We start from the raw sequence: 19,693 nt of genomic DNA, 5'->3' as shown, positions 1-19,693 counted from the left end.
CCGTACCGGGAATGGCGGGCGATGGATTTAGGAGGAATCTGCAAGAGGCTGGGCAGGTGCTGATTTGGTTGTAGGAGCGATTGATTGCCGGGATGTTTTTGTTGCCTGGGCGGGCGCTATCGCGAGCAAGCTTCGCTCCTACAGGAGAGCGTTTGCTCGCGATTGCGGGCTCAGTGCCACGCGCCGAGTGCTCCGAGGCTGAGCATCACCGCCGCCAGCATCCCCACCAAGGCAAACAACTGCTGCAACCGTGGCCCCGCCAGGTAACGGGCGACCTGCCGGCCGGCGATCAGCCCCAGCACCGCGCCGCCGGCGAAGGGTGCGCCCACCGCCCAGTGCATCACGCCGCTGAGGCTGGCGGTGATCACGCTGCCGGTGGACACCAGGGCGATCACCGCCAGGGAGGTGGCGACGATGCTTTTGCTGTCGAGGTTGGTGTAGCGGGTCAGGGCCGGGATGATCACGAAGCCGCCGCCGACGCCGAGCAGCCCGGAGAGCAGCCCCGAGAGCATGCCGGTGACGGTCAATGCGCGGGCGCAGGGCAGGGTCCAGCGCAGCCGGCCTTGCAGCGGGTTGAGCACGCAGGGGCGGAACTCGGCGCGGGGTGCCGGTTGACCGTGGCGCAGTTCGCGGGTGGCCTTGAGCAGGATGCGTCCGCAGGCGTACAGCAGCACCGCGGAAAACAGCAGGGCCAGTGGCAGGTTCGGCAGGCGGTGGGCCAGCCACAGGCCCAGCGGCGCCATGAGAATGCCGATGGCGGCGACGAAGCCGGCGGCGCGGTAGCGCACGATGCCTTCGCGCAGCCCCAGCACCGCGCCCACGGCGGCCGCCAGGCCTACCGCGAGCAGGCCGATGGGCGCGGCCTCGACCATGCTCAGGCCGAGGCCGAACACCAACAGCGGCACCGCGAGAATCCCGCCGCCGGCCCCGGTCAACGCCAGGATCGCACCGATCAACGCGCCGAGTCCTGCGCCCAGCAGACTGTACTCACTCATGATTCCGGCAGGTCCGTCACCAGGCTGGGCCGCGCCAGCCACTCATGGCCCTTGAGCATGCCGCGCCAGTACAGCGGCGGCAGGATGCGCTCCTTCAACCACCAGGCGCGCCGGGTCGGCTGGCGACCGTCGAGCAGCCAGGCCGGAAAGCTCGGCGCGACCTTGCCGCCGTAGGTGAATTCGGCGAGGACGATCTTGCCGCGCTCCACGGTCAGCGGGCAGGAGCCGTAACCGTCGTACTGCGCCCGGGTCGGCAGGCGCTTGAGGTTCACCAGCACGTTGGTGGCCACCACCGGCGCCTGCTTGCGCGCCGCCGCGGCGGTTTTCGCGTTGCTGGTATTGGTCCCGTCGCCGAGGCCATGGATGTTGCTGTAGCGCTTGTGCTGCAGGCTGTGCGGGTCGACGTCGATCCAGCCGGCGGCGTCGGCCAGCGGGCTGTTGCGGATAAAGTCCGGGGCGGTCTGCGGCGGCACCACGTGCAGCATGTCGAAGGGCAGCTCGATGCGCTCCGACTGGCCCTCGGCAGTGTTGCGGACGAAGGTCGCCCGTTTGCCGGGGCCGTCCACCGCCACCAGGTTGTGGCCGAAATCCAGGGCGATGTCGTATTTCTTCACGTACTCCATCAGCGCCGGTACGTAGTCCGGCACGCCGAACAGCACGCCGCCGGCATTCAGGAAACGGGTGTTGATCTGCTCCAGCCGGCCGCTGCGCAGCCAGTGATCGCAGGACAGGTACATGGCCTTCTGTGGCGCGCCGGCGCATTTGATCGGCATCGGCGGCTGGCTGAACAGCGCCTGACCCTGCTTGAGGTTCTGCGCCAGTTGCCAGGTGTAGGGAGCCAGGTCGTAGCGGTAATTGGAGGTCACGCCATTCTTGCCCAGGGTTTCGCTCAGGCCGTCGATGGCGTTCCAGTCGAGCTTGAGGCCTGGGCAGACCACCAACTGGTCATAACCCAGCACGCGACCGTCGTTGAGCACCAGGGCGTTGTGCTCCGGCTCGAAGCTGCTCACCGCTGCCTGGATCCATTTCACCCCCTTGGGGATCAGCGAGGCCATGCTGCGGGCGGTGTCTTCGGCGCGGAACACCCCGGCGCCGACCAGAGTCCAGCCGGGCTGGTAATAGTGGGTGTCGGCCGGGTCGATAATGGCGACGTCCAGATGCGGTTCGCGGCTGATCAGGCTGGACGCGGTGGCAATGCCAGCCGCGCCGCCGCCGACGATCAGCACCTGGTGGCTGCCGTTGACGGCTCGTTGAGTAGGGGAAATCGGGCGCATGGCAGCGTCTCCTGGTGGAGTGGCGTTATAGGTTTTAAAGGGCGTTCAGCGGGATCTTCAGGTAGCTCACGCCGTTGTCGTCGGGCTCGGGGAACTGGCCGCTGCGCATGTTGACCTGCACCGAGGGCAGGATCAGCACCGGCATTTCCAGGGTGGCGTCGCGGGCTTCGCGCATGCGCACGAAGCTGTCCTCATCGATCCCTTGGTGGATATGAATGTTGTTGGCGCGCTGTTCGGCGACCGTGGTCATGTATTGCAGCTCGCGGCCGTTGGGCAGGTAGTCGTGGCACATGAACAGCCGGGTCTGCGGTGGCAGGGCGAGGATCTTGCCGATGGAACGGTACAGGGTGCGCGCGTCGGCGCCGGGGAAGTCGCAGCGGGCGGTGCCGTAGTCGGGCATGAACAGGGTGTCGCCGACAAAGGCCACGGTCTCCTCACCGACTTGCACCAGATAGGTCATGCACGCCGGGGTATGGCCGGGGGTGTGCAGGGCGCGGGCCTGGAGGTTGCCGATGGCGAAGCGGCTGTCGTCTTCGAGCAGCACGTCGAACTGGCTGCCGTCGCGGGCAAAACCCAGGCCTTCGTTGAACAGTTGGCCGAACACCTGTTGCACCACGGTGATCTGGTTGCCGATCGCCACCCGGGCACCGAGCTGCGCCTTGAGGTAGGCCGCGGCGGACAGGTGATCGGCGTGCACGTGGGTCTCGAGGATCCAGTCGACCTGGGCGTCCAGTTCACGCACCCGGGCAATCAGCTTGTCGGCGGACTCGGTGCGGGTGCGGCCGGACTTGGGGTCGTAGTCCAGCACGCTGTCGATCAGCGCGCAGCGCCGGGTGTCGAGGTCCATCACCAGATAGCTGATGGTCCATGTCTGGTGGTCGAAAAAGGCTTCTACGCACAGCGATGCGCCGATGATCATTGGGCTCTCCGAACAATAGGGTGACGCCGGCCGTGGCTGGCAGTCGTCACTTGACCTGTCAATAAACGTGCCAACCGGCGCGCGCTGTTTTTACCGCCCATTCATTGAATTCAAAGGCTTGGGGCGGGCGTTCTGGCTGTCACTGTCAATTGTAGTTGGCAGTCGATTGGCAGTTTCTGGCAGGAAATGGCAGAAGCCGGGCCCATGGTTTAAGCTGCCGCGCAACGCCCAGGAGTTGCCATGCCCCAGCCCACCAATGCCCTCGCCAATGCTGAAATGTTAGCCCTGATGTCCTATCTGGAACATGACGCCCAGCCGACGATCCTGTTAGACACCGACTACAACATCCTCGCGGCCAACACCGCCTACCAGCGCCAGTTCGGCGTCGAGGGCAAACCCCATGTCGGCGCCAAGTGCTATCGGGTGTCCCATCAGTTCGCGGTGCCCTGCGACCAGGCCGGCGAACATTGCCCGATGCGCAAGGCCTTCGAGACCCGCCTGCCGGAGCGCCTGCTGCATGTCCATCACACCCCGCGCGGGCCGGAGCATGTGGACGTCGAGCTGCGGCCGATCCTCGGCGACACGGGGCAGGTGGTGGCCTATGTCGAGCGCCTGAGTTCGGTGGCGGTGGCTTCGGTGCAACCGCAGCAGAAGGGCCTGGTGGGTCGTTCGCCGGCCTTCAATCAAGCTTTGAGCGCCCTGCAGCGGGCGGCGCCGTCGCAGATCCCGGTGCTGTTGCAGGGCGAGTCCGGTACCGGCAAGGAGCTGTTCGCCCGTGCCCTGCATGACGGCAGCCCGCGCGCCGGTGGGCCGCTGGTGGTGGTCGATTGCACCGGCCTGACCGAGTCGCTGCTGGAGAGCGAACTGTTCGGCTATGAGAAGGGTGCTTTCACCGGCGCCCTGCAACGCAAGATCGGCCTGGCCGAAGCGGCCCATGGCGGCACCCTGTTTCTCGATGAGATCGGTGAAGTGCCGCTGGCGATGCAGGTCAAGCTGCTGCGCCTGATCGAGTCCGGCAGCTTTCGTCCGGTGGGCAGCCTGCGCACCGTGCATTCGGACTTCCGCCTGGTCTCGGCGACCCACAAGCCGCTCAAGGAAATGGTCGCCGCCGGCACCTTCCGCCAGGACCTGTACTACCGCATCAGCGCCTTCCCGATCCGCCTGCCGGCCCTGCGCGAGCGCAGCGACGACCTGCCGCTGCTGATCGACAGCCTGCTGCAACGCCTGGCGCCGGGCGCGGTGCCGCGGGTTGCGCCCGAGGCCCTGGAGCGCCTGGGCCTGTATGCCTACCCGGGCAATATCCGCGAGCTGCGCAATATCCTCGAACGGGCGCGCTTGTTCAGCGACGACGGGGTGATCCGCGTCGAGGACCTGCCCGAGGAATTGCGCGCCGGCAGCGCCGCCGCCACAACCCAGCCGAGCCGACGCCGCGCGGGCAAGGACCTGGAGCAACTGGCCCACGCCCTGGAAGTGTTCGAAGGCTCACGCAGCGAACTGGCCAAGGCCCTGGGCCTGAGCGAACGCACCCTGTACCGACGCCTGAAAGCCCTGGGCATTTCCTGAGCCTGTTCGCCCCCCTGTAGCCGCTGCCGCAGGCTGCGATCGAGCGGCACGCTCGTGGCGATCTTGTCGGCGCCGGAGCCCCTTCGGGTCTATCGCAGGCTGCGCCAGCGGCTACAGGGGGGGCTTCAGCTTCAGGGCACGATGGCGGTGTGGCGCGGTCGTAGCTTCTGCCCCCTTTATCCGCCGCCTTGCCAAGAGTGCGGGCACATCAGGAGCTGCCATGAGCCAGGATCTACTCGCCACCGAAACCAATCGCCGCCAGTTGCAGCAGATCATTTCCGGATTGTCCGATGGGGTCATCCTGCTCGAGGCGGACCGGCGCATCGTCTGGGCTAACGAGGCGGCGCTGGCCATGCACGGGGTCGAAGCCATCGGCGAGCTGGGCGCCGATGACCGCCAGTACGCCGAGCGTTTCGCCCTGCGTTATCGCAACAATCACCCCCTGGCCCTGGACAGCTACCCCATCAATAGGGTCGCCGCCGGGGAGACTTTCAGCGATGTGGTGGTGGAGGTGCGCAGCGGCGAGGGCGAGGACGAACGGACCTGGGTGCATCGGGTGCGCAGCATGATCCTCACCGACCGCGCCGGCGAGGTGGAGTCTCTGGTGCTGATCCTCAGCGACGCCACCGAGTGGGCCAGCGCCGAACAGCGTTTCGAGAAGACCTTCAATTCCAACCCGGCGCCGGCGGTGATCTGCCGCCTCAGTGACCTGCGCTACATCAAGGTCAACCAGGGCTTCCTGGAAATGACCGGCTATGCCCGCGACCAGGTGATCGGCCGCTCGGTGTACGAAGTGGATGTGCTGGAGGGCGCCGAGCGCAAGGACCTGGCCATCGAGCGCCTGAACCAGGGCGCGACCATCCCGCAGATGCAGGCCGAGCTGCGCCTGCCCGAAGGCGGCAGCAAGCTGGTGATAGTTGCTGGCCAGCCTCTGGATATCAACGAAGAAGACTGCATGCTGTTTTCCTTCATGGACCTGGAGCCGCGACGCAAGGCGGAGGTTGCACTGCGCCAGAGCGAGGAGCGTTTTGCCAAGGCCTTCCGACTGACGCCGGTGCCGACCCTGGTGTGCGGCGCCGACAGCCAGCAGATCGTCGACGTCAATGAGGCCTTTCTCGACAGCACCGGTTATACCGCCGAAGAGCTGCTGGGCAAGACCGTGGAAGAAGTCGGTTTTATCGCCAGCCCGCAGGCCTGTGCCAGCCTGTTCGGCGCCCTGGAGAAAAGCGCCGATGTGCGCAACCTCGACCTCAGGGTGCTGAAGAAGGGCGGCGAACTGCTCGACTGCGTGGTCTCGGCCGATACCGTGAACATCCAGGGCAAGCCCAGCTACCTGCTGGTGCTGATGGACATCACCGAGCGCAAGCGCTCCGAGCTGGAGCTGGTGTCGGCGATCGAGGAGGTGATGCGCGATGCCTCGTGGTTCAGCCAGACCCTGATCGAAAAGCTGGCCAATGTCCGTAGCGCCAACCAGGCCGAGCAGCCCAGTGCGTCCTTTACCGACCTGACCGCCCGCGAGCGCGATGTGCTCGGGCTGATCTGCGAGGGCCTGGCCGACAAGGAGATCGCCGCGCGCTTGCAACTGGCCCTCAGCACGGTGCGCAATCACCTGGCCACGGTGTATTCCAAGCTGGCGGTGCACAGCCGCGCCGAGGCCATTGTCTGGGCTCGCGAGCGCGGGCTGTTCAGCGGCGACCGTCGCGGCAAGGCTCAGCGCTGAAAGGTGCAGCGCTGACCGGTGCAAATGCACCAGTGTCACCAGTACAAATGACGCTTCTGCGGCGTCACGGGGTTTCTTAGGCTGGGTGATGTGCGGTGCCGTGGCGGACACGGGCCGTGCACCGAACATCATCAGCTGAAGGAATGCACGATGCGTAGCGAACAGATCAAAGGTGCGGTGGGCACGGCGGCCGGCAAGGCCCAGGGCGCAGTAGGCGAGTTGCTGGACGACCAGCAGATGCGCCTGGAAGGCGCTGCCCGCGAGGCCGCGGGGCAGTTGCAGGAAACCTATGGCGATGTCCTGGACAGCGTCTCCCGCTTCGTCCGTGACAAACCCTTGGCCAGCGTTGCCATCCTCGCCGGGGTCGGCCTGCTGGCCGGCCTGTTGTGGCGCCGCCGCTGAGGGAGGCCTGGGTGATTTCCCAGGCGCAGTTGCGCCGCTACATCGAACAGGGCTTCGCGCCCCTGGCCTGTGCCTTCAGCACCGGCTCCGATTCCACACTGACCTTGCGGGTCTTCGAGCCTGAAAGCGGACGGGTCGACCTGGTGGTCACCGGCATCGACCCGCGCGCGCTTGAGACTGAGGCGGACGTGCTGGCGATGATCGAGGAGCTGCTGTACGAGTTGCGCAGCAACTCCATCAGCCTGGTGCACCTGTCCTGACCGCACCCGGGGCGTCATCTGTAGGAGCGAGGCTTGCCCGCGAAAAATCTTCATGGCAACGCGGTGCCTCAGACCCTTCGCGTTATCGTTGGCCTCCATCGCGGGCAATCGAGCGTCGACCGGCCGCTCCTACAGAAGAAGAATGCGTTCCTCTGTAGGTCGACGCTCTCGCAGATTCAATCCTTGGCGATCAAACTCGGCCGGCAATCGAGGCTCAGCCGCGCGCCGCCGCTGTCGCTGCTGCCGACGTCGAGCTTGAAGCCGTGCAGGCTGACGATGGCCGCGACGATGGACAGGCCGAGGCCGAAGCCGCCGTGGGAGTTGCTGTCGTCGACCCGGTAGAAGCGCTGGAACACCGCCTTGCGCTCGGCCTCGGGAATGCCGGGGCCGGAGTCGAGGACTTCCAGGCGCGTGCAGCCGCCATCCTCCATGCCGCGCAGAATCACTTCGCCGCCCGGCGGGGTGAACTTGATCGAATTGCTCAACAGATTGGCCAGGGCCTCGAACAGCAGGGCGCGGTCGCCGGTCAGGCTCGGCAGCCTGTCCGGCGCATCCAGGGTCAGGGTCAACTGGCCTTCCTCGGCCAGCGGCAGGTAAAAGTCATACAGCTCGCGTAGCAACGGCAGCGGGTCGAGTTCGACAAACCCCGAGCGGCGCTGGTGATCCTCGATTTCGGAAATCCGCAGCAAGCCGCGAAAACGCGCCATCAATCGATCGGCCTCGGCCAGCACCTGGTCCAGTTGCAAGGCTTCCGGCGTGCCCTCGACCGCCTGTTGCTGCATGCGGTACAGCTGGGCGCGCAGGCGGGTCAGCGGGGTGCGCAGGTCGTGGGCGATGTTGTCGCACACGCCCTTGACCTCGTTCATCAGCCGCTCGATGCGGTCGAGCATGGCGTTGACGATGGCCGCCAGCATGTCCAGCTCGTCGCGGCGGTTGGACAGCGGCAGGCGGTGGGTCATGTCGCCGGCGACTATCGCCTCGGCGCTGGCCTGGATACCGCGAATGCGCCGCAGCGGCCGACGCCGGAGCAGGTGCCAGCCGGCGGCGCCGGGGATGATGGTCAGCGACACGCCCCACAGCAGCGCGTGGAGGATGATCCGCGTCACCGCGAACAGCGAGCCGTTGTCGCGCACCAGGATCAGCCAGCGGCCATCGCGGGTGTAGGTGGCCACCGCATCGCAACTGTCGCGGGGCAGGTTGGGGTCGTCGGAGTCGATGCAGCTCTTGAGTTCGTGGATCTGCCCGTCCAGCGGCAGGTCGTCGGGGATCTCGCGGATCGGCCCGCTGAGGTAGTGACGTCGCTCGTCGAACAGGCCATAGGCGTCGATGGCGCGCATGTCGAAGGTCATGCTGGTGGTCAGGGCTTCTTCCAGCTGCTCGCCCTGGAAGCGCGCGAACAGGTGCTGGCGCTGCATCAGCGAGTGCTTGGCGAGGCTTTCCAGGTAGCCGGACACCTCGTAGTACATGACGCCCATGAGGATGCAGCTCCAGGCCACGAACAGTGAACTGTAGAGCGCCAGCAGGCGGCTGCTGGAGGAGCGCCAGCCCTTAGAGGGGTTCAGCAATGACATAACCCGAGCCTCGCACGGTGCGGATCAGCGGGGTCATGCCAGGCGGATCGATTTTCTTGCGCAGACGGCCGATATGCACGTCGATGAGGTTGGTGCCCGGGTCGAAGTGATAGCCCCAGACCTCCTCGAAAATCATCATCCGCGAGAGGATCTGGCCGGTGTTGCGCATCAGAAATTCCAGCAGCTTGTATTCGGTGGGCAACAGGCTCAGCAGCTGGTCGGCGCGGGTCGCTTCGCGGCTGATCAGGTTCAGCTCCAGGTCGGCCACCCGCAGGCTGGTTTCAAATTCCTGCACCGTGCTTTTGCGCCGCAGCAGCACCTCGACCCGAGCCGCCATTTCGTCGGAGGCGAAGGGCTTGGTCAGGTAGTCGTCGCCACCGGCGCGCAGGCCGCGCACCCGCTCGTCGACATCGGACAGGGCGCTGATCATCAGGATCGGCGTCGACACGCCGATGGTGCGCAGGGTGGTGACGATCGCCAGGCCGTCCAGCTCGGGCAGCATGCGGTCGAGGGTGATCAGGTCGTAGTCGCCGCTGACGGCGCGCACCAGGCCTTCGCGACCGTTGTCGACCCAATCCACGTCCAGCCCGTGGCTGCTCAGTTCCGCCACGATTTCGCGGGCGGTTACGGCATCGTCTTCGATGGTCAGAATGCGGGTCATAAGGGCTTACCTGATTGGGGATTTCATGACGCAGGCCTGCATTTTGCCAAGAAATCGCCGTGGGCTTTCTAAAAAATCTTTCATCTTCATACCAGCGCCCTGGCGAACGCAGGGTAGCAGGCGGGCCGGGTGGGGCAATCGTTGATATCATCCAGCTATTACCGGCTGGCATGGACGCTGCGCAATGCACCTACCTCATTTCCTTGACTTCAAAGCCCTGGGCGCCTGCCTGTTGCTGCTGGCGGCGGCCCCGGCGTTCGCCGCCAACCAACCCTGCTCCGGCAAGAAAGGCGGGATCGCCGGCTGCGATGGCGAGCTGTTCCTGTGCAACGACGGCTCCATCAGCGGCTCCAAGCAAAACTGCGCCGCGCGCTACGGCAACTCGGGCCAGGCCGCGCGCCCACAAACCCTGTTGCGCAGCAGCGACGGCTGCCCCTGTGGCGGTGGCAGTTTCTGTACCGGGCCACGGGGCGGGGTCTATTGCCTGACCCCGAGCGGCAGCAAAAGCTACAAGCGTAAATAACGCCCGCAGACGCCGATTGGACAGGCCCGGGGGCCTCTACTAGCGTTGCCGGCACGGCGCCGCCGGGGGCCACTATCGGGGACAAGACGGATGGACAAACAGCAAGCCAAGCGCCAAGTCATCGCCAGCCTCGAGGCCGGGCGCTCCAGGGGCGAAACCTTTGCCGCGTTTGCCGGCAGCGGGATCAAGGAGCGGCTGCTGGCGTTCTGGATCGCCGCTTATTCCGACCCAGTGCTCTATGCCCGGCACCGGCGCAAGATCCAGATCCTGCTGGCGGTGATGCTGTTGCAGGCGGTCGTCGGCGCGGTGGCCGGGTTCTTCCTCGGCTCGGTCATAGGCCCGAAGGCCGCATGGCTGTTCGGGCTGTTGGGCGGCCTGGTGCCGCTGCTGTTCGCCTGGGGCTTCCATAAACCTTCGGTGAACGCCTACAGCCTCTATGCCCTTCTGACCCTGTCACAATTCCCTCGATTGTTCGAAGGTTATACCGAGGACCCGTTGGGTACCCTGATCGGCGCGGCCATGACCTTGGGGGTGGTGTTTTTCGCGATGTACGTGCGCAGTCTGATCTTTCCGGATTTCGCTTTCATCGGGCCGCGCAAGGTCAAGGGCCGCTACGTGTTTTCCAGTTAGGGCAGGGCGGCGGGAGGCGCATTCCAGGGCCTTCCGCTTTGCTTGGCCCAGATCAATGTTCTTGTTCGACAAACCTACTAGATTGGCCTGGTGTTCAGCTCCGAGGAGCTGGCGTCGCGCAACCCTGAACCGGGTCGAAGTCCAGGTTCAGGGTGATGCACAGCAGGACGCTGGCATTCCTCTTCACTCAAGGACGAATTTCCTGATGCGCCATACCGAACGAACCTTCGATATCCAGCCGCTGCAACAGGCGGATATGACCATCAGCCTCAATGGCCAGCCGGTGACGGCGGCGATTGGTGAAACCGTACTCAGCGTCATCCAGTCCCTCGGGCTGCGTCAGGTGGCGCGCAACGACCACGGCCAGCTGGCCGGCGCCTATTGCGGCATGGGCGTGTGCCATTGCTGCCTGGTGCAGATCGACGGCCGACACAAGCGCCGGGCCTGCCAGACCCAGGTGCGGCCGGGCATGCAGGTGCAGACCGAGGTCAACCGCATCATTGCCGCGGAGGAGGTGCTATGAGCCTCAATCCACTGATCGTCGGCGGCGGCCCGGCGGGTATGGCCGCCGCTATCGAACTGGCCGAGCACGGGGTACGCAGTACCCTGATCGACGAGGCCTCGCGCCTGGGCGGTGTGGTCTACCGCGGGCCGCTGCGCGACGGCGTGCAGCTGGACTACCTGGGGCCGCGTTATTGCGAAGCCCTGGCGAAACTGCACGGCGCCTTTTCCGACTGTGAACAGATGATCGACGTGCGCCTCAACCACCGGGTGGTAGGGGCCGAAGGCAAGGGCAGCCTGGTCCTGCTGGATGCCGACGAGCAGTTGCAGGAGGTGGCCTATCCGCAGTTGCTGCTGGCCGCCGGTTGCCATGAGCGCAGCGTGCCGTTTCCCGGCTGGACCTTGCCCGGGGTGATGCTGCTGGGCGGCTTGCAGCTGCAGATCAAGAGCGGCGTGGTCAAGCCGCGCGGGCCGGTGGTGATCGCCGGCACCGGGCCGCTGCTGCCGCTGGTGGCCTGCCAGTTGCACGCCAGTGGCGCGAACGTGGCGGCGGTCTACGAGGCCTGCACCTTTGGCCGGATCGCCAAGGAAAGCCTGGCGCTGCTGAACAAGCCGCAGCTGTTCCTCGATGGCCTGAGCATGCTGGCCTACCTCAAGCTGCACCGCATTCCTGTGCATTACGGCTGGGGCGTGGTCGAGGCCCAGGGCACGGACGGCCTGGAAAGCGTCAGCGTGGCACCGTACTCGGCGAGCTGGGAGCCGGACCTGAGCCGCCAGCAACAGATCGCCGCCCAGACCCTGGCGGTGGGCTACGGCTTTATCCCGCGTACCCAGCTCAGCCAGCAGATGGGCCTCAACCACGGCTTCAGCCATGACGGCTACCTGCGCGCCACGGCCAACGTCTGGCAGCAAAGCAGCGAGCCGCACATTCACCTGGCCGGCGACATGGGCGGGATTCGCGGCGGCGAGGCGGCGATGCTCACCGGGCGCATCGCCGCGCTGTCGATCCTGATGCAGCGCGATGTGCTGAGCAACGAGGCGGCCCTGGAGCGGCGCCAGAAGTACCAGAGCAAACTGGCTTCCATCACCCGTTTCCGTGCGGCGGTGGACCGCTACACCGAGCGCGGCACCGGGCAGATCGAACTGCCGGCCGCCGACACCCTGATCTGCCGGTGCGAACACGCGACCCGTGGCGATATCGACCGCGCCCTGGAGCAGGGCGTGCAGGACATGGCCAGCCTGAAGATGCGCACCCGGGTGAGCATGGGCGACTGCCAGGGCCGCATGTGCGTGGGCTATTGCAGCGACCGTCTGCGCCAGGCCACCGGGCGCCAGGATGTGGGCTGGCTGCGCCCGCGTTTCCCCCTGGACCCGATTCCCTTTTCCGCTTTCCCTCAACCGAGCAAGGATGCTTTGAATCATGAGTAAGTTCTACAACGTGGTCATCGCTGGCGGTGGTGTGATCGGCGCTTCCTGCGCGTACCAGTTGTCCAAGCGCAAGAACCTGCGGGTGGCGTTGATCGACGCCAAGCGTCCGGGCAACGCCACCCGTGCCTCGGCCGGCGGCCTGTGGGCCATCGGCGAGTCGGTGGGACTGGGCTGCGGGGTGATCTTCTTTCGCATGATGTCGGCGCGCAACAAGCGCCAGGCCCAGGGTTCGGCGGTGCTGGTGGACTCCAGCACGCCGCATATCCTGCCGCAGTCGTTCTTCGACTTCGCCCTGCAATCCAACGGCTTGTACCCGCAGCTGCACGAGGAGCTGCGCGAGCGCCACGGCATGGATTTCAAGTTCGAGCGCACCGGGCTGAAGTTCGTGATCTACGACGACGAGGACCGGCTCTACGCCGAGCACATCGTGGCCTGCATCCCGCACCTGTCCCATCAGGTGCGCTGGCTCGACCAGGCGGCGCTGCGCAAGGCGGAGCCGAACGTCAGCCATCACGCCCAGGGTGCCCTGGAGTTCCTTTGCGACCACCAGGTCAACCCGTTCCGCCTGGCCGACGCCTACACCGAAGGCGCGCGGCAGAATGGCGTGGACATGTACTTCAACACCAACGTTACCGGCGTGCTGCACCAGGGCAGCCGGATCAGCGGGGTGCAGACGGCGGAGGCGGGGCTGTTCCATTGCGACACCCTGATCAACGCCGCCGGCGCCTGGGCCGCCGAGCTGAGCCTGCAAGCCACTGGCGCGAGCATTCCGGTGAAGCCGGTCAAGGGCCAGATCCTGCTCACCGAGCGCATGCCGCAACTGCTCAACGGTTGCCTGACCACCAGCGATTGCTACATGGCGCAGAAGGACAACGGCGAGATCCTGATCGGCAGCACCACTGAGGACAAGGGCTTCGACATCAGCACCACCTACCGGGAAATCCAGGGCCTGGTGCAGGGCGCGGTGCGCTGCGTGCCGCAGCTCGAACAGGTCAATCTCAAGCGCTGCTGGGCCGGTTTGCGCCCGGGCTCGCCGGATGAGCTGCCGATCCTCGGGCCGATGTGCGGGGTGGAGGGTTACCTCAATGCCTGCGGGCACTTCCGCACCGGCATCCTGACCTCGGCGATCACTGGGGTGCTGTTGGATCGGTTGGTGAATGAGGAGGCGTTGCCATTGGACATCACGCCGTTCCTTGCCGAGCGTTTCGGCTTGCAGGCGGTGGCGCCGTTGCAGGTGGCGTTGGGCTGAGGCGGGGTTGACGAGGTGCTGCTGAGGCACCGCGTCGCCCTTGAATCTTTTCGCGGGCAAGCCTCGCTCCTACAGAAGATATGCGTGCTTCTGTAGGAGCGAGGCTTGCCCGCGATTAACGTGAACGATGATGCGATGCCACTGAAACATCGCGGTAGACCCCGTGGCTTCAAACCATCGGTGTACTGACAAACAACTCCAACCCTTCCGCATACTCCGCAAACGCCTTGACCCTTGGGAACCGCCTGGCATTCAGATGCTCGGCCACCACCAGCTGGGTAAAGCTCCAGGCCACGGCCAGGCTGATACCGGCCTGATCGATGCCGCCGTCGGTGGCCAGCGGACGTTTCTCCAATTCTCTTTCCAGCTCGCCATAGGCCGCGGCCAGTTGCCCGCGAACCCGCTCCAGCCATGGCTCGTGCTGTTTCTCCGCGGGGCGCAGCTGGTACTCGTAGTAGATCTGCACCGACTTCTCGCATGCCGCCAGCGCCAGGCCGATCAGCCGCAGGTCGTGGGCCCGCGCCTGGGGCGCCGCCGGCAACAGGCTACGGCCGACCAGGGCTTCCAGGTAGTCGATGATCAGGCACGAATCCATCAGCACCGTGCCGTCGTCGCAGATCAGGGTTGGCGCCTTGACCACCGGGTTGATGCGCTGGAACTGTTCGAAAGTGCGAAACACCGACAACGCCTCATGCTCGAACGGGATATCCAGGCGCTTGAGGGTGAGGGCGACACGGCGAACATAGGGGGAATCGAGCATACCGATGAGTTTCATTGAGCATTTCCTTGTGCGGCACAACGAGACAGGGGAGGGCAGCGGCTAATTTAGCGGCAAATGTCCGGGGTTGGCTATCGGGGGGTTGGTTAGTGCTGTCAATCGTCGATGACCTGTATTCCAGGTGTAATGAAGCGAGGATGAAAGTTCTCGGGCAGCCTGTTGGTGCAATGTTCGAGGGAGCTGAAAGCATGAGGCTGGTTATATGAGCGCGAAGTTGTAAAAGGCGCGCCAGGCACCTTTATCGGTATGCTTGATAAGGGGTTGGAAACCCGCAGCCTGATACTGCGCTGCGGGTTTAAGCGTCCGAAGCAGTATTAAACAAGTTCTACTGTTCCGGTTTGATAGTCTCAATAAAGCGCCGTGCCTCTCAATCCGCTGCTTTATTGTTCACTCCACGCGATTGCCTTATTGAAAGCCTCATAGGTTTCGGACTCGATAAACTCTACAGTCGGAACGATCTTGAGGGATTTCAGCAGGTCCTCGACATCGTCTTCCTGCCCGATTTGCACAAAGAACTGCTGGATACTGCTCATCTCGCTGTTGGTCAGGCTGCCGAGGAAATTTGTCCCTACGTAGTTTTGAGCCACATAAAAACTGTAGTTATTGTTGCCAACCTTGGACTTGTATATCAGCGTCAGTCCACCGGCCCCCAAGGTGACTTTGCCATCGCTTTCCTCTTTCATTTCCCTGGCGATAGTGTCGTGATCACTCTCTCCCGCATTCTTGGTTCCGCCGAAAAACTGCGGCATGCCGCCATAAACCAGATTGGCGCGTTTAATGGGGAAGTAAAGGTAGCCATTATCCTCGTCTTCGGAATACAGAAGAATTGCGTATGCTTTATCGGTCATGATGCGCTCCTTGCGTGAGTTTGAACTTGAACCTCAAACTTCCCTGGCACTGCGAGGGATTTATCCTGATGCCCATGACCAGCACTTGATTGAACAGCGCAGCACCCTTGTGCTGTGGAGCATCCGTTACCCAGCGTAGGTGAGCGACGTAGCCGGTGCCGGTCTTTCAGATGAAAAGCATGCTATGCGAGGGAGCCGCCAGACGGCGTCGTAGCCGGGTGTGGCAGCGCTATTGTGTAGGAAGCAATGGCTGAACATCGGCAGGAGAAGCGCTATGCATCCCACCAAAACCGCCCTTGTCCTTGCCGGTGGCGGCAGCCTCGGGGCTGTCCAGGTGGGGATGCTGCGGGCGCTGCTCGAAAAGCACGTGGTGTTCGACCTGGTGGTCGGCGCGTCGGTCGGTGCACTCAACGGTGCCTACTTTGCCGCCAGGCCCAATGCCCGCGGGGTCGCCGAACTGGCCGATTTCTGGCGTGGCTTGCACAAGGCCGACGTGTTTCCGTTTTCCTTCATTGACGCGCTGTCTTCCTTGCTCAAGCGTCGCGGCTGCCTGTTGCCCTCGTCGGCGCTGGCGAGCCTGGTGCGCCGGGTGCTGCCGGTCACCCGTATCGAAGACACCGAACTGCCCCTGCATATCGTCACCACCAACCTGCTCACCGGGGCCGAGGAGCTGCTGTCCAGCGGCAGCGTCGAGCAGGCCCTGCTGGCCAGTGCCGCGATTCCCCTGGTGTTTCCCTGGGTGCAGATTGGCGACAAGCTGCTGGTCGACGGCGGCGTCGCCAGCAACACCCCGATCGCCGCGGCGGTGTCGCTGGGCGCGACCCGGGTCATAGTGGTACCGACCGGATTCGGTTGCGCCTGCCCACGACCGCCGACCGGCTTGATCGCCCTGGCCTTGCACACCCTGAACCTGATGAGCATGCGCCAGCTGGTGCGGGACATTGAGCTCTATTCGTCACAGGCGGCGATCCATGTGGTCGCGCCCTTGTGTCCGCTGGGCATTTCGGTGTTCGACTTCAGCCAGACCGAACAACTGCTGCAACGGGCCCACCAGCAGACCCTGACCTGGGTCGAAGAGGGCGGCCTGATCCGTACCGGCGTGCCGGGGGCGCTGCAGGCGCATACGCACTCGGCGGGGTGAGGCTCAGTCCTCGAACCCCGCCTGCTCGTGAATCTCGTCGACCTTCAGCTCCAGGCGGTAGGCCACGGCGATGAACAGCGCCTGGCACAGGCACAGTGTGGCGCTCAGGGAGCGGAAGGCGAAGGAGCTGCCTTCGTTGACCAGCAGCACGCTGTTGGCGCGCTTGGCCAGGGGCGACAGGTTGCTGTCGGTGATGATCAGGGTCTTGGCCTGGTGGTGCTGGGCGATGCGCAGGCAGTGCTGGGTTTCCTTGGCATAGGGGGTGAAGCTGATGGCGATCACCAGGTCGTTGGGGCGGATGCTGCGCATCTGCTCGCGATAGCTGCCGCCCAGGCCCGACACCAGGTGGATGCGCTTGTTGGTGTGCTGCAGGTTGTACACCAGGTAGTCGGCCACGGCGAAGGAGCGACGCACCCCGACCACGTAGATGTTGTCGGCGTTGACCACCAGGTCCACGGCCTTGTCGAAGGCCGCGTCATCCAGTTCCAGGCCCAGGCGCTCGATGCCCGACAGGGTGGCGTTGATGCATTCGCGCGCCAGGTCGCCGCCGCTGGCCTTCTGCGACTTGTTGGCGATCATGCTGCGGATGCGCTGCTGGTAGTTCTGTACCGGGGTGGTCTTGTGGGTGTAGGCCTCGCGAAACAGCGCCTGCATTTCGCTGAAGCCGCTGAAACCGAAGCGCTGGGAGAAGCGCACGATGGCCGAAGGGTGCACCTCGCATTCGCGGGCGATGTCGCTGATGCGGTCGACCATGATCCGGTCGCTCTGCTGACTCATGTAGCTGGCGATGCGCTTGAGCTGGCGCGGCAGGCTTTCGTATTCCTGGGTGATCAGCTGCAGCAGGCGTTCGGCATTGATCGGGGGGCTGGCGAGGTCGCTGTCTTGCGGGCTCTCGGTCGTGGCCGGCTGATCGGTGCGGGACATAGGCAATCCTTCTGTGCTTACTGGCTTGTACTTGATGGGAACGGGCCTGTTCATCCATTCCCTGACAATAGGTGGGCTGTGCGCAGTCTACAGGGTCGGCGCGGGGAAAATCTTGAGGCGCGCAGCCATAGGCAGCCTGCTGAAACGATGCACGCTGCCTGGACCGGCCTTGAAAAAGTTTATTGGAAAAAATATTCCACGTAAAAAATTTATAGAAAAAATATTGATTGGTGCCGGTGAACGTTTTAGTCTGCATCCACCAAGAGCGTTCGGCGCCTTCCTCGGTGCCACGCGCAGGCTGATAAAAATAACAGGAGCCAGCATGGGCCAGACTCGTTTTGCCAGTGGGCGTCAATTGGATCTGATTTGCCTCGGACGCCTGGGCGTCGACCTTTACGCGCAGCAGGTCGGGGCCCGGCTGGAAGATGTCACCAGCTTCGCCAAATACCTCGGCGGCTCGTCCGCCAACATCGCCTTCGGCACCGCGCGCCTGGGCTTGCGCTCGGCGATGCTGAGCCGGGTCGGCGACGATCACATGGGGCGGTTCCTGGTGGAGTCCCTGGCCCGCGAAGGCTGCGACGTCAGTGCGATCAAGGTCGACCCGGAGCGCCTGACCGCCCTGGTCCTGCTCGGTCTCAAGGACCGCGAAACCTTCCCCCTGGTGTTCTACCGCGAGAACTGCGCCGACATGGCCCTGCGCGCCGAAGACATCAGCGAGGCCTTTATCGCCTCCAGCAAAGCCTTGCTGATCACCGGCACCCATTTCTCCACCGACGGCGTGTACCAGGCCAGCCTCCAGGCCCTGGAGTACGCCGAGCAACACAACGTCAAACGCGTGCTCGACATCGACTACCGCCCGGTACTCTGGGGCCTGGCGGGCAAGGCCGATGGCGAGACCCGGTTTGTCGCCGACCAGAATGTCAGCGCCCATGTGCAGAAGATCCTGCCGCGCTTCGACCTGATCGTCGGCACCGAAGAAGAACTCCTGATCGCCGGTGGCAGCGACGATCTGCTCGACGCCTTGCGCACCGTACGCTCGCTGACCGCCGCGACCCTGGTGGTCAAGCTCGGTCCCCAGGGCTGCACGGTGATCCACGGGGCGATCCCGGCGCGCCTGGAAGACGGCGCCATTTACCCCGGGGTGCGGGTCGAAGTGCTCAACGTGCTGGGGGCGGGCGATGCCTTTATGTCCGGCTTCCTCAGTGGCTGGCTGGAGGACGCCAGCGACGAGCGCTGCTGCCAGCTGGCCAATGCCTGCGGTGGCCTGGTGGTGTCACGGCATGCCTGCGCGCCGGCGATGCCGACCCGCGCCGAGCTGGATTACCTGTTCAACAGCCCGGTGCCCATCACCCGGCCGGACCAGGACACCACCCTGCAGCGCCTGCATCAGGTCAGCGTGCCGCGCAAGGCCTGGAAGCAGCTGTTTATCTTTGCCTTCGACCATCGCGGGCAGTTGGTGGAACTGGCGCAGAAGGGCGGGCGCGAACTCAAGGCCATCGGCCAACTCAAGCAGCTGTTTATCCAGGCGGTGGAGCGGGTCGAGGCCGACTTGCGCGGGCAGGGCGTCGAAGCCGATGTCGGCCTGCTGGCCGACCAGCGTTTCGGCCAGGACTCGCTGAACGCCGCCACCGGCCGTGGCTGGTGGGTGGCGCGGCCGGTGGAAGTCCAGGGTTCGCGGCCGCTGGCCTTCGAGCACGGGCGCTCCATCGGTAGCAACCTGATCGCCTGGCCCCAGGAGCAGATCATCAAGTGCCTGGTGCAGTACCACCCGGACGACGAGCCGCTGCTGCGCCTGGAGCAGGAAGCGCAGATCAAGGGCCTGTACCAGGCGTCCCAGGTCAGCGGCCATGAGCTGCTGCTGGAAATCATTCCGCCCAAGGACCATTCCTCGACTCATCCGGACGTGCTCTACCGCGCCCTCAAGCGCTTGTACAACCTGGGCATTTTCCCGGCCTGGTGGAAGATCGAGGCGCAAAGCGCCGAGCAGTGGAAGCAGCTCGATGAGCTGATCAAGGAGCGCGATCCCTATTGCCGTGGCGTGGTGCTGCTGGGCCTCAACGCCCCGGCGGCGGCCCTGGCCGAAGGCTTCCGCCAGGCCGGCAACAGCCGCACCTGCCGCGGGTTCGCCGTGGGTCGCACGATTTTCCATGAACCGAGCCGGGCCTGGCTGGCCAGCGAGATCGACGATGAAACCCTGATCTGCCGGGTGCAGGCGACCTTCGTCGAACTGATCGACGCCTGGCGCGCCGCCCGCGGTTGAAGCCGGACACAAACCCGAACGTAAACCCGATACGAAACCTGAACGC

Annotated in this window: 20 protein-coding genes; 11 read left to right on the top strand and 9 right to left on the bottom strand. The window is 64.8% G+C overall.

What is annotated here, in order from left to right; all coding sequences use genetic code 11:
* Positions 1-170: 170 nt before the first annotated feature.
* Genes J4D52_RS26810 through J4D52_RS26800 form a run of 3 tightly spaced genes read right to left on the bottom strand, consistent with a single transcriptional unit; the run spans position 171 to position 3,188 of the window.
* Positions 171-995, bottom strand: a complete 825-nt coding sequence (locus J4D52_RS26810) for a sulfite exporter TauE/SafE family protein (RefSeq protein ID WP_063429897.1) — start codon at positions 993-995, stop codon at positions 171-173.
* Positions 992-2,269, bottom strand: coding sequence for an FAD/NAD(P)-binding oxidoreductase (locus tag J4D52_RS26805; protein ID WP_063429899.1), 1,278 nt, complete (start codon positions 2,267-2,269; stop codon positions 992-994). Before J4D52_RS26805 ends, J4D52_RS26810 begins: the two co-directional genes overlap by 4 nt.
* 34 nt (positions 2,270-2,303) lie before the next feature.
* Complete coding sequence (locus J4D52_RS26800) at positions 2,304-3,188, bottom strand: MBL fold metallo-hydrolase (protein ID WP_102677795.1); 885 nt, start codon at positions 3,186-3,188, stop codon at positions 2,304-2,306.
* A gap of 240 nt (positions 3,189-3,428) precedes the next feature.
* On the opposite strand from J4D52_RS26800, the gene J4D52_RS26795 reads away from it, so the two are divergent.
* The 4 genes from J4D52_RS26795 (at position 3,429) to J4D52_RS26780 (ending at position 7,133) form a co-directional block, all read left to right on the top strand.
* Positions 3,429-4,751 (top strand): sigma-54-dependent Fis family transcriptional regulator, encoded by a 1,323-nt coding sequence (locus tag J4D52_RS26795; RefSeq protein ID WP_063429903.1) that lies wholly within the window; start codon positions 3,429-3,431, stop codon positions 4,749-4,751.
* 220 nt (positions 4,752-4,971) lie between these two features.
* Positions 4,972-6,471: a helix-turn-helix transcriptional regulator gene (locus tag J4D52_RS26790; RefSeq protein WP_102677794.1), complete on the top strand. Its 1,500-nt coding sequence runs from the start codon at positions 4,972-4,974 to the stop codon at positions 6,469-6,471.
* Between the two features lie 150 nt (positions 6,472-6,621).
* The gene (locus J4D52_RS26785; protein ID WP_063429907.1) at positions 6,622-6,873 is read left to right on the top strand and encodes a CsbD family protein; all 252 of its coding nucleotides are present in this window, start codon (positions 6,622-6,624) and stop codon (positions 6,871-6,873) included.
* A gap of 11 nt (positions 6,874-6,884) precedes the next feature.
* Complete coding sequence (locus tag J4D52_RS26780; RefSeq protein WP_063430895.1) at positions 6,885-7,133, top strand: DUF1652 domain-containing protein; 249 nt, start codon at positions 6,885-6,887, stop codon at positions 7,131-7,133.
* A gap of 176 nt (positions 7,134-7,309) precedes the next feature.
* Here the strand turns inward: J4D52_RS26780 and J4D52_RS26775 are convergent, their stop codons facing one another.
* Together J4D52_RS26775 and J4D52_RS26770 are read right to left on the bottom strand one after the other, a co-directional pair.
* Positions 7,310-8,704 carry a HAMP domain-containing sensor histidine kinase gene (locus J4D52_RS26775; RefSeq protein WP_025809458.1) on the bottom strand — a complete coding sequence of 465 codons (1,395 nt, stop codon included), beginning with the start codon at positions 8,702-8,704 and terminating at the stop codon, positions 7,310-7,312.
* Positions 8,682-9,365: a response regulator transcription factor gene (locus J4D52_RS26770; protein WP_007930717.1), complete on the bottom strand. Its 684-nt coding sequence runs from the start codon at positions 9,363-9,365 to the stop codon at positions 8,682-8,684. The genes J4D52_RS26775 and J4D52_RS26770 overlap by 23 nt, the downstream gene beginning before the upstream one ends.
* 184 nt (positions 9,366-9,549) lie before the next feature.
* Here J4D52_RS26770 and J4D52_RS26765 point away from each other — a divergent pair, with 184 nt between their 5' ends.
* The 5 genes from J4D52_RS26765 (at position 9,550) to hcnC (ending at position 13,696) form a co-directional block, all read left to right on the top strand.
* Positions 9,550-9,888 (top strand): hypothetical protein, encoded by a 339-nt coding sequence (locus J4D52_RS26765; protein ID WP_063429909.1) that lies wholly within the window; start codon positions 9,550-9,552, stop codon positions 9,886-9,888.
* 90 nt (positions 9,889-9,978) lie between these two features.
* On the top strand, positions 9,979-10,518 hold the full coding sequence (locus J4D52_RS26760) for a hypothetical protein (protein ID WP_063429911.1): 540 nt from the start codon (positions 9,979-9,981) through the stop codon (positions 10,516-10,518).
* A 205-nt stretch (positions 10,519-10,723) separates the two neighbouring features.
* Entirely contained in the window at positions 10,724-11,041 is a 318-nt protein-coding gene (gene hcnA, locus J4D52_RS26755; RefSeq protein ID WP_041986661.1) for a cyanide-forming glycine dehydrogenase subunit HcnA, read from the top strand.
* Positions 11,038-12,447: a cyanide-forming glycine dehydrogenase subunit HcnB gene (gene hcnB / locus J4D52_RS26750; RefSeq protein WP_025809456.1), complete on the top strand. Its 1,410-nt coding sequence runs from the start codon at positions 11,038-11,040 to the stop codon at positions 12,445-12,447. The genes hcnA and hcnB overlap by 4 nt, the downstream gene beginning before the upstream one ends.
* Entirely contained in the window at positions 12,440-13,696 is a 1,257-nt protein-coding gene (gene hcnC, locus J4D52_RS26745; RefSeq protein WP_102677793.1) for a cyanide-forming glycine dehydrogenase subunit HcnC, read from the top strand. The genes hcnB and hcnC overlap by 8 nt, the downstream gene beginning before the upstream one ends.
* Positions 13,697-13,865: 169 nt before the next feature.
* On the opposite strand, the gene J4D52_RS26740 is transcribed toward hcnC, so the two are convergent.
* Both J4D52_RS26740 and J4D52_RS26735 read right to left on the bottom strand, forming a co-directional pair.
* Positions 13,866-14,471, bottom strand: a complete 606-nt coding sequence (locus J4D52_RS26740; RefSeq protein ID WP_102677792.1) for a glutathione S-transferase — start codon at positions 14,469-14,471, stop codon at positions 13,866-13,868.
* Between the two features lie 383 nt (positions 14,472-14,854).
* Positions 14,855-15,322, bottom strand: coding sequence for an NUDIX hydrolase (locus J4D52_RS26735; RefSeq protein ID WP_063429919.1), 468 nt, complete (start codon positions 15,320-15,322; stop codon positions 14,855-14,857).
* Positions 15,323-15,596: 274 nt separating this feature from the next.
* On the opposite strand from J4D52_RS26735, the gene J4D52_RS26730 reads away from it, so the two are divergent.
* Positions 15,597-16,463 (top strand): patatin-like phospholipase family protein, encoded by an 867-nt coding sequence (locus tag J4D52_RS26730; protein ID WP_063429921.1) that lies wholly within the window; start codon positions 15,597-15,599, stop codon positions 16,461-16,463.
* A 3-nt stretch (positions 16,464-16,466) separates the two neighbouring features.
* Here the strand turns inward: J4D52_RS26730 and J4D52_RS26725 are convergent, their stop codons facing one another.
* Both J4D52_RS26725 and J4D52_RS26720 read right to left on the bottom strand, forming a co-directional pair.
* A complete protein-coding gene (locus J4D52_RS26725; RefSeq protein WP_009048462.1) occupies positions 16,467-17,387 on the bottom strand; it encodes a MurR/RpiR family transcriptional regulator in 921 nt (306 codons plus the stop codon).
* Between the two features lie 87 nt (positions 17,388-17,474).
* Positions 17,475-17,711, bottom strand: coding sequence for a hypothetical protein (locus J4D52_RS26720; protein WP_124302765.1), 237 nt, complete (start codon positions 17,709-17,711; stop codon positions 17,475-17,477).
* On the opposite strand from J4D52_RS26720, the gene iolC reads away from it, so the two are divergent.
* Positions 17,710-19,647 carry a bifunctional 5-dehydro-2-deoxygluconokinase/5-dehydro-2-deoxyphosphogluconate aldolase gene (gene iolC / locus J4D52_RS26715; protein WP_063429923.1) on the top strand — a complete coding sequence of 646 codons (1,938 nt, stop codon included), beginning with the start codon at positions 17,710-17,712 and terminating at the stop codon, positions 19,645-19,647. The genes J4D52_RS26720 and iolC overlap by 2 nt on opposite strands.
* The last annotated feature ends 46 nt before the right edge of the window (positions 19,648-19,693 follow it).

Origin of the sequence: Pseudomonas sp. GW460-12-10-14-TSB1 (assembly GCF_017349775.1) — a bacterium.
Lineage (GTDB): Bacteria > Pseudomonadota > Gammaproteobacteria > Pseudomonadales > Pseudomonadaceae > Aquipseudomonas > Aquipseudomonas piscium.
The sequence above is the reverse complement of the archived record's forward strand: the minus strand, read 5'-3'. Positions and strand labels throughout refer to the sequence as shown.